The following is a 12,496-nucleotide window of genomic DNA, read 5'->3' as shown; positions in this document are numbered from 1 at the left end:
CAGTAACTTAACCAGCATCTAACACCAAGGTTGAAATTGACTTAGCAGTACCTTTAGGAGTTTGAACTGTAATAACAAGAACACCTGAAGATTTTTGGTTTGGTGATGCTTCTTGGGTTAACGTAAAATTAAACTGCTCAGGCTTATAACCGATATTGCTGCCAATCGTATATTCCGTGGTTCCAACCAGTTCACCGTTATCCGTCGAAGCAGTAATAGTGGTACCGTATGGCAACGTATTGTTATTAACATCAGAGGCAAACAGTGACACGGTAACAGAACCATTATTAACGAGATCAACTCCTGTCACTTGTGACATCTCATTAGTGTCTGAATCAATATCCACCAGCCTTATGTAAGGTTCACTACCCGACATCACAATAGTAACGTTTCGATAGATGTTGACCTGAGACTGAAAATCGCCAGTACCAGTATCTGTACAATCCGCTTCTGAGCCCTCAGCACATAGCAAGCCGGTGTATAGGTCATCACCTTCGTTGAACACATTGTCACTGTTATAATCAATAAACTCTTCGTTAATCGAGCCAGCAGGTTCACCACTTAATGGCGTATCGCCAACATAACGAGCATAGTTTCGATAGCGTCCATCTTGGTTATGGTCTGTAAAGGCTTCAGATAAATCTAAAAAGAATTCACCACTGTCGAATAAGCCATTACCATTTAAGTCAACAAAGCTTTCTTCTCCAATGGCATAAGCTGTCACGGTCGCTCGTCCAGGTCTTGGCTCAGGGATTATCGAGTTTGCTCCATTAGAATATAATGAGTAGTCATTACCAATGCACGGTGGTGCTGTTGAGATTGTGTCACCATCATTATAGCCCCCGTTAGGACATACAACCATCGTACTACTAAACGGTCTTGGAGTTTGACTACGCCACTCTACTGAACATGAGCCGTTAGGATTGCTATCATCTTTTGAGCCAGTAGTGCACGATCCATCAATTGCCCCACCTTCAGTTCTAAAAGTAATCGTCGTGCCCTCTGGGACAAGGTTATTGAAATGATCAGCAGCTAAGATATTAATCGCCACTACTTCATTATCTCTATCCCACCCCTCAGGGTTACTAATACTCTTAGACATTGAGAAACTATCACTATCTGCAATACCAGTTGTGATAACCAACTCATCAGAAGTATTTGAGATAATCGCGTTATGACCACTACTGTTACTTTCTGACCATAGTGCGAACACTTTAACTGGAGTTGGAATATCACCCGCATGTACCGTCGTGGTTACCTCACCATCTGCATTGGTATAACCCACAGCATACTTATTAGGTAACGAAATATCGGCTGGGTATTGTGTATCGCCAACTTGTGGCATGTTACTACACGCCATATATTGCTCTGCGGTTGGTGAGGGCGTTAATGTCATTCCGCCTATATCGGTGCTGAGTTCAAAACAAACCAACTCATTTGGCGCCGGTTGGTTTGACTCATCCAGTAGTTTAAAGCTAACTATTGAGGTCTCACTTCTTGTTCCTGCACCGCTCAAACCACCTGTACCGCGTAATGCCAACAATTGTGGCACCGATGAAACGTATTGAATGGCTCCAACGGCTACTGAATCAACAGTGACGTTAGTTGATGCAGACACTGAGCTTCCCCCCGTGACTGCAGATACTGTAATAGCATCAACACCTTCACAACCCGCTGCACGGTATGTGGCATAACCTTTACCAGCGTTGGTTACAACAGGAGTATCAATAAAAGCAGTGTTTGCAGTGACGCATTCAGAAGTGAATTCTAGCTGAAAAGGCTGCCCTGTCGAAAGGCTACCATCAGCGTCAAACACGGTGACCTCTATGATCGTTGAGCCACCAGCAGGTATAACATCTGTTCCCGCCTCGGTTTCAATAGTAAGACTAATATCAACGCGGCCAATTTCGAAGGCTTTAGTACTGGTAATATCTTGTACTTTTAATGACACTTCCCCCGCACCAACATCACCATCGGCATAAAGGTCAAGTACTGCCTTACCGTCTGCGTTGGTTATTGCAGTGCCCGATGCTGGGCTAACAGCGCCTAGCGTAGTTGCAGCAGAAACTAGAATTTGCTGTAGCGGCTGCGTGCTGCCTGAACGTGTTACCGTAGCGCCGATAATACCAGGGCTATCGTTAGTGATATTATCTGTGACACTGCACACTTCGAAGTTTTTAAGTGCTTTATCCCAACTGGCGGCATCATTACAATTGTATAGATTAAATTCGATTTCTGGACTGGCTTCAACAGGGTCAATTTCATCTCCTGCAGTTTGAAAACCAAGTTTGGCTTCAGTGTCCCCAAAACTGGCTGTAACTTCCCCAGCCCCTTCTATGCTTCCGGCAGATAAAATGATTGAAGCTCCACCAATGCTATCGGTTAATGCCGTACCACTACTCGGTAAAAAAGAGCCCAATGTACTACTAAAGCTGATGACTTCACCCGCTATTGGGGCGCCATCTTTATCTGTTAATGTCACATTGACTCGACCAGGCTCAGCTGCGCTTACTGTACTTGTTTGACCTGTCGTTATGCTGTTAGTCAGCACAATGTCTAGCGTATTTGCCTCGCCATCTCCACCCGGAGCATCACCGACGACGCTATAACTAAAATCATCTTCAATAAATTCACTATCTAAAGTAAATGTAGCCGAAATTGTCCCAGCTCCCGCAACAGCACCGGTGACCAAATTAACCACTGCTTGGCCACTATTGTTGGTCAAAGCTGTACCTGAGGACGGGTTGATGGTTCCTTCACCTGTCACGCTGAACGATATGGTTTCAAACGGTGCTAATACGCCATCTTTAGTCAATGTGGCAATCACTTGACCTGGACTAGCACTTGATATTTCTCGCAGCTCATCACCGACGGTGTCTTCTATTGTGAGTGTCAGTGTATAGGCGTCAATTGGAGTGATTTCAACCTCGTCACCCGCGGTATAAAAACCGAGGCTGGTTGATAGCACCCCGGCTTGTGCAGTTACAATTGCTGCGCCTTCAATGCTACCAGCATTTAAAGTGATGACAGCTAAGCCAGTATCATCTGTTAGGGCTGTTCCGGATTCAGGATTAAACTGGCCTAACGTTGAAGTGAAGGTCACCACCTCGTTGACTAATGCTTCATTCGCAGAGTTGGTATAAAGTACTTGCACTTTACCAGGCAACGCTTGGCTGATTGTGGTAATGGTGTTGCCAGTCGTATCGGTCAAATCTAGAGTCAACTTGTTACCGTTATCAGCTGTGCCGCCATCACCAGCCATTTTAAAGTCAACGGAGTCGCTTGTTCCAGAGTCAGACACGGTTGCGTACAGCGTACCTGCGCCTTCAATATCTAATGTGGCAAGTTCTATAGTGGCAACACCTTCGCTATTAGTCAGTGCGGTACCACTTTCAGGGTCAAACGTGCCTAAAGCACTATCATTAAGAGTAAAAGTGACGAGTGTATTAGCTATAGCACCACTGACACTACCTGTTACAGTTGCAGTTATTGTCGCGGGGTTTGCAACATTAATTTCAGTATTCGATATGGCCAAAGACACTGAAACGACGTCTGTTGGTTCTGTTCCTGGATCTTCATCGTCTGAACCGATGCTTCCTCCCCCACTACAACCGACGAGAATAAGTGACCAAATTACTGCAAAAAAAACGCTACACGCTGACTTCATTGCCAGACTCCCTGTTACTCTGATTATTATCCCTGATAACCAACTGATTACCCAAGTAGCAACACTATACAATCATCGAGCTATTTTTTCACAACAAAAATACTAAGAACAGCGATTTACACCACCAACTTTAACTTTTACACCATTTCAACTCTGCCACTTTCTTGGTAGTCTTTATGCGCAAATTGAAAAGCATAAAAATTATACAGGAAGCACTATGTCTGCTATACGTACAAAAAAGCTTGGCCTAACGGGTAAAATTTTACTCGGAATGATGTCAGGTATTATTATTGGTTTAATTCTTCGCAATCTTTTTCCTGAAAGTGAATTCATTAAAGATTACATCACCGAAGGCTTCTTAAATGTCATCGGCACAATATTCATCTCCAGTTTGAAGATGTTAGTTGTGCCATTAGTATTTGTATCGTTGGTTTGCGGTACATGCTCACTGAGTGACCCATCAAAATTAGGTCGACTCGGAGGGAAAACTATCGCGTTTTATCTATTCACTACAGCCATCGCACTTTCAATGGCCATTCTCATTGCAATAGCCATTCACCCTGGCCAAGCAACGATGGTAACGGAAAGCATGCATTTTGATGCTAAACAAGCACCTAGCTTGGCCGAAGTCATCATCAACATTGTTCCAACCAACCCGATGCAAGCGATGAGCGAAGGCAATATGCTTCAAATCATCATATTTGCGGTAATATTTGGTTTTGCCGTCTCTCATATCGGCGAGCGTGGTAAACGCGTTGCAGCGCTGTTTAACGACCTTAACGAAGTCATCATGCGCGTAGTGACACTGATCATGCAACTAGCGCCATACGGTGTGTTTGCTTTGATGGCCAAATTAGCATTAACTTTAGGCATGGAAACCTTTAGTAGCGTGGTGCAATACTTCTTTGTTGTACTAAGTGTTTTATTACTGCATGCGTTTATTGTTTACCCCACTTTACTTAAATTGTTCTCAGGGCTAAACCCAATCACGTTTATCCGTAAAATTCGTGATGTGCAACTATTTGCATTTAGTACTGCCAGTTCCAATGCAACGCTTCCCGTTACCATTGAAACCGCTGAACACCGAATGGGCGTAGACAATAAAATAGCTTCATTTACCTTGCCACTCGGTGCAACCATCAACATGGATGGCACCGCAATAATGCAAGGTGTAGCCACAGTATTTATTGCGCAAGTATTTGGTATCGAACTCACCATTAGTGACTACGTTATGGTGGTTGTGACAGCGACTTTGGCCTCTATTGGTACTGCGGGTGTACCGGGTGTTGGGCTTATTATGCTTGCAATGGTATTGAACCAAGTGGGTCTGCCTGTTGAAGGTATTGCACTTATCATCGGTGTAGATAGATTGCTCGATATGGTGCGAACTGCGGTTAACGTAACCGGTGATACTGTTGCCACCGTTGTGATTGCAAAATCAGAAAATGAGTTCAATGAAGCGGTTTTCAACGACACTCAAGCAGGCAAAGTAGCACCAGGATTCAACGCTCAACTGCATGTCGGAAATAAGTAAAGCTTACTAGTATTTCGTTTAAAAAGGCGCCTTTAAGGCGCCTTTTTTGGCGGGGTTAGTCGCAAAAAAAATGGTTGTCGACAAGTAAACACTAAAAGTCTTAATCCGTTTTGAGCATCTTTAATAAACGGGCTGGGATCCCTCCCACCATGCAATCAGCTGGAACGTCTGTATTGACCACGGCTCCTGCCGCGACAATTGAGCGAGCACCAATAGTGACACCTTGGTTAATTACGACATTGCCACCAATCCAAACATCGTCTTCGATAACTATTGGCTGACAAAATGTTTCCCAACGACGGCGACTCAGGTGATTTGTAGAGTGCGATGCAGTATACAACTGGCTGTTAGGACCAATCATGACATTATTGCCAATGGTGATTTTAGCGCCATCTAACATCAAAACACCCATGTTAAGGAAACTCCCTTCACCAATGGATATCTGTTTACCAAACTCACAATTAAACGGCACACTGACCAAAGTACCGGCTCCGACGCTATTTAACAGTCGTTTAATTAAGTGCTGTGCATCAGTAAAACTATGACTATTATTAATTTGCTTAGTTAGCGTAAACGCCCTATCTCGAACAGCTGAAATTTCGAGATCGGCACCATCAAAAACCTCCCCGCTGAGCATTTTTTCATATTCTGTCATTTGATATTTATACCCCAAAACTAAAAAACCACAGCTTAGAAGCACTAAACTGTGGTTTATTATATGTTCGTTCACTGAGTTTGTTATCTCAAAATTTAGAACCGGCAGAAACACTATGGCCAAATCCTAAAATATACTCATTCAATTGCGAGTATACGAAATAAATTATCTTTCCCAGTAAGACTCTTCCAAACTATCTTCACGTTCTGGTAAACCACGAGATAATCGGGGACTATGCTGCGCCAACACTTCATACGCCACTCGGTTAGCATATTTACAGATCTGCGAAAACGATGAGTAACACAAACCATCACGGTTGTGCTTGCTTGATCCTGGCACATTGGTTTTATGGTAAGTATTTGATGCCAAATCATGTAACACAGCAGCCAATGCACCATCGCCTGCACCATTAGTATTACGGATTTTTTCAGGGCCACCCATATAAGGTGAAATGTGTGCATATACCTTAAGCGGTTGCTCACAAGCAGCTTTTAACTTAGGACGAGAAAACTCATAACGGTTAAACTCTGGGATAGCCCCTGGCAGCAATGTATGGCTGGTTTCACGTTTTTCAGAATCCTCGGTGTAACCGGCAGTGTAAAGACCTAATGGCCCAGCTGTGGTTAATACGAGATCACACCAATCTAATGCCGCTTCACTGGCTTGTAGTGGGTCTTTAAAGCCTGTGAGTGCTTCACCTTCATCTTCATTCATCGCAAGAATTGTCACATGCTCTTCAATGAAACGTTGCCACCACTGCGGATCTTCTTCAATTAAGAATCGTGTTCCTAATGTTAGTACAACAGGAACATCTGCTGCTTTGGCATACTCGATGGCTTTCATTGCAGCTTCAGTAATTTGGTCTTCACCACTGGCTCGCATTAAATAGGCTGTTAGGATCAACGCCGAACCACCTTGAACAACCTCTTTATCGATATATTCAGGTGTCAGTTTATCCATTGAACCTTTACTAATAGCAAAAGTACGTTCGCCACATTCAGAAATAAGTGTAAAACAGCGGCCAATGGGCCCTTCTACAGGCTGTAACTTATTTAAGTCTACCTTTGAAGATGTATTACAAAGATAACGATAAGCGTAGCTACCAATAGCAATATTCTGACTCATTACGCCAAACAAAACAGAACGGTCATCAGCTAAAATCGAATAATTGTGAACCGTATTACCGATTGTACCGCCAGCAAATTCATCGCTCACTAACTCTTGTGTTTTTAACTCGGTATACAAAGCATGTGCTTTGTCATCGTCGATTAAAGTCGAATTACCCTTAGGTAAGTCGTAACGCTGCAATAATTCATCTCCTACCTTTGCCTCAATATCGACTAACGTCTGATCGATACCTGAAACATAAGTAGAGATAGGTTTAGGTTGCTGGATCAACTGTGCTAATAGTGGATCACGATTTTTCACCGGAAAATAATGCTTCGACTTACGCTGACCTGGAAACTTCATATTGAGCTCTCTTTCATTCGGCATCCATGCAAAAGATAAATAAAACGGGTAAGAAATCACCTGTTATAAGTTTTAGCATAAACTCATAACAAGTGTTTTTATATTTTTTATGGCCATTTGTTGTGGCCTCTTAAGCAGACTTTTTTTGCAGTGGGTAATACAAATGTATTTTGAGACAGCGATGACTCAGCACTAAACGCGGAAACCCTAGGCAATCACAAAAAAAGGTGGGCAATTCTACCACACCCATTGTCTTTCGCTAGTTGAAATCACTGATTAGCGATTAAAATTAGCACCAACCTAAGGTTTGTTGTTTAGTAATCTCGGTCAGTAAACTGATATGAGCTTCTGAGTCATTCAAACATCCAATAAACTCATAGCGCTCACCACCTGCGGCAATAAATGACGCCTTCCCTTCTTGAGATATCTCTTCCAAGGTTTCGAGACAATCAGAAGAAAATGCTGGGCACATAATATCAACCGATTTAACCCCTTCAGCCGGTAACGCTTCTAACAACATATCGGTGGCAGGCGTTAACCACTCTTCTTTACCAAATTGTGATTGAAAGCAAATCCGCCATTGATCAGTTGTTAACCCCAGAGATTGGGCAACCAATTCAGCGGTTGTTTGACACTGCTTTTGATAAGGATCGCCTTCAGTAACATAACGCACTGGCACGCCGTGAAACGACATTAATAGCACTTCGCCCCGCCCTTTACTTTGCCAGTGCTGTTTAACTGAGTCAGCTAGTGCTGAGATATAATCAGGGTGGTCAAAGTAATCTTTGTTGATGCGTAGTTCAGGAAAGTCACGTTTTGTTTTATTTAAATCGCCAATCGCATCAAATACAGGCGCGACTGTCGAACAAGAATACTGAGCATATAACGGGAGCACGAATATTTTTTCAGCCCCTTGTGCTTTTAATTTGCTCAGCCCAGACTCAAGTGATGGGTTTCCATAGCTCATACCTAGTTCAACTGGGACTTCAACTCCCATACTAGCATGTAAAGACTGCGCTAATTTATCACGTTGGCGCTGGCTAATAACCATTAATGGAGAGCCCTGCTCCCACCAAATAGATTCATACAGCTTCGCGACTTTTGCCGGCCGAGTATTGAGAATGATGCCGTTTAATATGGGTTTCCAGATCCATGGAGAAATATCGACAACACGTGGATCACTTAAAAACTGCTTTAAGAATTTTTTAACGTCTGGTGCGGTTGGAGAATCTGGCGTACCTAGATTAACTAGCAAAACACCAAAGGGGGAAGTTGTGTGGCTCACGTCTGCTCTCTTTTTACAAGATATTCAGCGTCAGGCTATCATTGAGAAAAACATAAAAAAAGCCCACTTACGCGGGCTTTTCCAAATATGAGAGCTAGCTCATCAACACATCAACAATTTGTTTCTACTTGCTAAGTGCTGCAACAATCTCTTGGCTTACTTTAGCAACACTTTGAGTGCCGTCGAACTTATTGTAAGTCGCTTCACCTTTAGCTGCTACTGCTCCGTAATATTCAACCAATGGCTTAGTTTGCTCATGGTAAATATCAAGACGCTTACGTACTGTGCTTTCTTCATCATCAGGACGAATAGCCAAATCTTCACCGGTTACATCATCTTTACCTTCAACTTTTGGTTGATTAAAGACAACATGGTAAACACGACCAGAACCAGGGTGAACTCGACGACCGCTCATACGCTTAACGATTTCTTCGTCTGGTACATCGATTTCAACAACATGATCGATAATAATGCCACCCGCAGCCATCGCATCTGCTTGAGGAATTGTGCGTGGGAAACCATCAAGTAAGAAACCAGCAGCACAGTCATCTTGTGCAACACGCTCTTTTACCAAGCCAATAATCAACTCATCAGATACCAACTGACCAGCATCCATCAGCTTCTTAGCTTCTAAGCCAAGAGGAGTGCCAGCTTTTACAGCGGCACGTAACATGTCACCCGTTGAGATTTGAGGAACACCATATTTTTCCATGATGAACTGGGCTTGAGTACCTTTACCGGCACCTGGGGCACCTAATAGCATAATGCGCATCTAAATCTTCCTCTTATTTCGCACTGTTATACCAACCTTTAACGCATACAAAAGTCTAAAGCTTGGTCACGCGATTGGTATTTTTATGTTAACGGCGGCGATTTTCGCATAATTAGCCGTCATTTTGAAGCAATTTAACTGCAACTTTAACTTCACTCAAACAAAGGTAGTGAGTCTTCATTGGATTTTAATAAAGTAGCGTGTAAAGTTTACGTCGATACTGATTCGCTAGGCTACTTCCTTGCCCTAATGCTGTTAGGATCTCTAAGAATAAGGCCTTCACTCTGCCTTCATCTGCTGCGACATCTTTTTGCAAAGGCGTAAATAGTAACGCTAACGCTTCATCGTTTCGTTTAGCTTGATGCAGAGCTTTAGCCAAAGCTAACAAAGTAGCAAAATCATCTGGCGCCTGCTCAAAATCAGATTGTAGTTTTCTGATCTCTGGAGTATCGGCAGCGTCTAACGCAAGCGCTAGCTTAGCCTTTAATGTTTGGTAGTAGCTATCTTGATCTGCCAAGCCAACGCCATCAAGTAGTTTTTGTGCATCTTCTAAAGCCCCAAGCGACAAGTACACATCAGCTAGGGCTAGGGCGACCTCTGCAATTTGCTGCTCAGCGTAAGCTTCTTTTAACAGTGGCAATGCGCCAATAGCATTGTTCTCAGATAATAAAACTCGAGCCTGATCTAGCTTTAACTGCCATATCGCCGGTAAATGCTTATCAAGCATTGCCGTAATCTGTCCTGCATCTTGTACTCCAGCAAAACCGTCAACAGGTTTGCCTTCGTGCAACACTAGCGTTGTTGGCAAGTTTTGGATTTGGAAATAATTCGCTATTTCCATCTCTGCTTCACAATTGACTTTGGCTAGAATAAAACGCCCATTTTGCTGCTCAGACACACTCTCTAGTGTTTGCATTAACGCTAAACTATCTGGGTTTTGACTCGCCCAAAATGCTAATACAATCACTTGCTTCATTGAAGCATCGACAACTTGTTGAATATTTTCTTTAGTCAGTTCTAGAATCGGTTCCATTACTTTCCTTTGGCCCAAAAACAATCCAAAAAAAGAGGCAGATTAACTGCCCCTTTTTATATCAGTATTGACTACTTAACGCTTGCCATCAGCATTTGGTTCATTAATTTAATGAACGCTGAAGGGTCCGCTAAGCTACCTTTCTCAGACAATAATGCCTGTTGTAATAACAGATCAGCCCACTGTGCAAATAACTCTTCATCTTGCTCGTCGTTTAAGCGTGCAACAAGAGGATGCTCTGGGTTAAGCTCAAACGTTGGCTTAGACTCAGGTACCGCTTGACCCGCTGCCTGCATAAGCTTAATCATTTGAGTCGACATTTCGCCTTCGCCCGCAACAACACATGCAGGAGTATCGGTTAAACGCGTAGTCACTTTAACGTCAGATACTTTTTCACCTAAGCTATCTTTAACACGCTTAACAAGACCTTCAGACTCAGTTTCAAGCTTCTCTTGTGCTTCTTTCTCACCCGCATCTTCTAACTCGCCAAGCTCAAGATCACCACGGGTAACAGAGTGCAGTTGTTTACCATCGAACTCTGTAAGGTGGTTAATCAACCACTCATCAATACGCTCTGACATCAGTAAGACTTCGATGCCTTTTTTGCGTAATAGCTCTAAATGCGGGCTATTCGCTGCAGCTTCATGACTGTCGGCAACAATATAGTAAATCTTGGTTTGACCTTCTTGCATACGCTCAATGTAATCGCCAAGCGATACATTAGTCGTTGCTTCACCGGTATGAGTCGAAGCAAAACGTAACAAACCAGCAATGCGCTCTTTGTTAGCAAAATCTTCGGCAGGACCTTCTTTTAGAACCTGACCAAACTCAGTCCAGAACGAAAGGTATTTCTCTGCATCGTTTTTGGCTAACTTTTCAAGCATGCCAAGTACGCGTTTTGTCACAGCGGTGCGTAGTGAAGTCGTGACTTTATTGTCTTGTAAAATTTCACGAGACACGTTTAACGGCAGGTCATTTGAGTCAATTAAACCTTGTACAAAACGTAGGTAGCTAGGCATAAATTGCTCAGCATCGTCCATTACAAATACACGCTGTACAAATAATTTTAGCCCGTGCTTACGGTCACGGTTCCACATGTCATACGGCGCTTTAGCAGGGATATATAGCAAGCTGGTGTATTCTTGCTTACCTTCAACGCGGTTATGGCTCCAAACTAATGGGTCAGTGTAATCATGGGAAATATGCTTATAAAACTCATGGTATTCATCTTTAGAGATATCAGACTTATTACGAGTCCAAAGTGCTGTTGCCTTATTCATTGGCTTCCAGCTACCTTCTGTTGCAGGAACAGCTTCGCCGCCCTCTTCAGTTGCTTCAACAGCTGGAGTACCTTCTTCGTACATTTCTACTGCTACAGAGATGTGGTCAGAGTATTTAGTTACGATAGAGCGTAGGCGGAAATCATCAGCAAACTCTTTTTCGTCTTCTCTTAGGTGAAGCGTAATTTCAGTACCACGAGACGGCTTAGTAATGGTCTCAACAGTAAAGTCACCCTCACCTGCAGATTCCCAAAGTACACCTTCGTCGCTGCTATGGCCTGCTGCACGAGTACGTACCGTGACTTTGTCAGCCACGATGAAAGCAGAGTAGAAACCAACACCAAACTGACCAATCAACTGTGAATCTTTTGATTCATCACCTGACATGTTTTTAAAGAAATCAGCAGTGCCAGACTTAGCAATTGTACCTAGGTGCTCAATCACACCGTCACGGGTCATACCGATCCCGTTATCACTAATGGTAACAGTGCCTTTTTCTTTGTCAGCACTGATGCGAACACGCAGCTCGCCTTCACCTTCGTAGAGGTCATTATTAGTTAAAGCTTCATAGCGCAATTTATCGGCAGCATCGGCAGCATTAGACACCAGCTCACGCAAGAAAATTTCTTTGTTTGAGTACAAAGAATGGATCATCAAATGTAGGAGTTGTTTGACTTCAGTTTGAAAGCCATGAGTTTCTTGTTTTGACATGAAATGTTCCCTTTAAAATTCGATTTAAGTACAGCTTGTAACTAGAAATGGGGCTATTAAATCGCTTTTCAAGGGGGAAAGATTGCATT

8 protein-coding genes are annotated in these 12,496 nt (G+C 43.1%); 1 reads left to right on the top strand and 7 read right to left on the bottom strand.

Annotated features, from left to right (window positions below; translation table 11 throughout):
• Positions 1-7: 7 nt before the first annotated feature.
• Positions 8-3,667 carry an invasin gene (locus RGE70_RS06585; RefSeq protein WP_310470707.1) on the bottom strand — a complete coding sequence of 1,220 codons (3,660 nt, stop codon included), beginning with the start codon at positions 3,665-3,667 and terminating at the stop codon, positions 8-10.
• Positions 3,668-3,884: 217 nt separating this feature from the next.
• On the opposite strand from RGE70_RS06585, the gene RGE70_RS06580 reads away from it, so the two are divergent.
• Positions 3,885-5,201 (top strand): dicarboxylate/amino acid:cation symporter, encoded by a 1,317-nt coding sequence (locus RGE70_RS06580; protein ID WP_310470706.1) that lies wholly within the window; start codon positions 3,885-3,887, stop codon positions 5,199-5,201.
• A 100-nt stretch (positions 5,202-5,301) separates the two neighbouring features.
• On the opposite strand, the gene RGE70_RS06575 is transcribed toward RGE70_RS06580, so the two are convergent.
• The 6 genes from RGE70_RS06575 to htpG form a co-directional block, all read right to left on the bottom strand.
• Positions 5,302-5,856, bottom strand: coding sequence for a sugar O-acetyltransferase (locus RGE70_RS06575; RefSeq protein ID WP_310470705.1), 555 nt, complete (start codon positions 5,854-5,856; stop codon positions 5,302-5,304).
• Between the two features lie 165 nt (positions 5,857-6,021).
• On the bottom strand, positions 6,022-7,326 hold the full coding sequence (locus RGE70_RS06570; protein WP_310470704.1) for an inosine/guanosine kinase: 1,305 nt from the start codon (positions 7,324-7,326) through the stop codon (positions 6,022-6,024).
• Positions 7,327-7,615: 289 nt separating this feature from the next.
• Positions 7,616-8,611, bottom strand: coding sequence for a ferrochelatase (gene hemH, locus RGE70_RS06565; protein ID WP_310470703.1), 996 nt, complete (start codon positions 8,609-8,611; stop codon positions 7,616-7,618).
• A 124-nt stretch (positions 8,612-8,735) separates the two neighbouring features.
• Positions 8,736-9,383: an adenylate kinase gene (adk, locus tag RGE70_RS06560; protein WP_310470702.1), complete on the bottom strand. Its 648-nt coding sequence runs from the start codon at positions 9,381-9,383 to the stop codon at positions 8,736-8,738.
• A gap of 187 nt (positions 9,384-9,570) precedes the next feature.
• On the bottom strand, positions 9,571-10,416 hold the full coding sequence (locus tag RGE70_RS06555) for a co-chaperone YbbN (RefSeq protein WP_310470701.1): 846 nt from the start codon (positions 10,414-10,416) through the stop codon (positions 9,571-9,573).
• 71 nt (positions 10,417-10,487) lie between these two features.
• The gene (gene htpG, locus RGE70_RS06550) at positions 10,488-12,407 is read right to left on the bottom strand and encodes a molecular chaperone HtpG (protein WP_310470700.1); all 1,920 of its coding nucleotides are present in this window, start codon (positions 12,405-12,407) and stop codon (positions 10,488-10,490) included.
• Between the last annotated feature and the right edge of the window lie 89 nt (positions 12,408-12,496).

The sequence above is a fragment of the Shewanella youngdeokensis genome (assembly GCF_033180165.1).
GTDB lineage: Bacteria > Pseudomonadota > Gammaproteobacteria > Enterobacterales > Shewanellaceae > Shewanella > Shewanella youngdeokensis.
The sequence above is the reverse complement of the archived record's forward strand: the minus strand, read 5'-3'. Positions and strand labels throughout refer to the sequence as shown.

Excerpts from the sequence above, each read along its gene's own strand:
- RGE70_RS06570 (WP_310470704.1), bottom strand. The coding sequence starts at position 7,326 with ATGAAGTTTCCAGGTCAGCGTAAGTCGAAGCATTATTTTCCGGTGAAA.
- RGE70_RS06555 (WP_310470701.1), bottom strand. The coding sequence starts at position 10,416 with ATGGAACCGATTCTAGAACTGACTAAAGAAAATATTCAACAAGTTGTC.
- htpG (WP_310470700.1), bottom strand. The coding sequence starts at position 12,407 with ATGTCAAAACAAGAAACTCATGGCTTTCAAACTGAAGTCAAACAACTC.
- RGE70_RS06580 (WP_310470706.1), top strand. The coding sequence starts at position 3,885 with ATGTCTGCTATACGTACAAAAAAGCTTGGCCTAACGGGTAAAATTTTA.
- RGE70_RS06585 (WP_310470707.1), bottom strand. The coding sequence starts at position 3,667 with ATGAAGTCAGCGTGTAGCGTTTTTTTTGCAGTAATTTGGTCACTTATT.
- adk (WP_310470702.1), bottom strand. The coding sequence starts at position 9,383 with ATGCGCATTATGCTATTAGGTGCCCCAGGTGCCGGTAAAGGTACTCAA.
- RGE70_RS06575 (WP_310470705.1), bottom strand. The coding sequence starts at position 5,856 with ATGACAGAATATGAAAAAATGCTCAGCGGGGAGGTTTTTGATGGTGCC.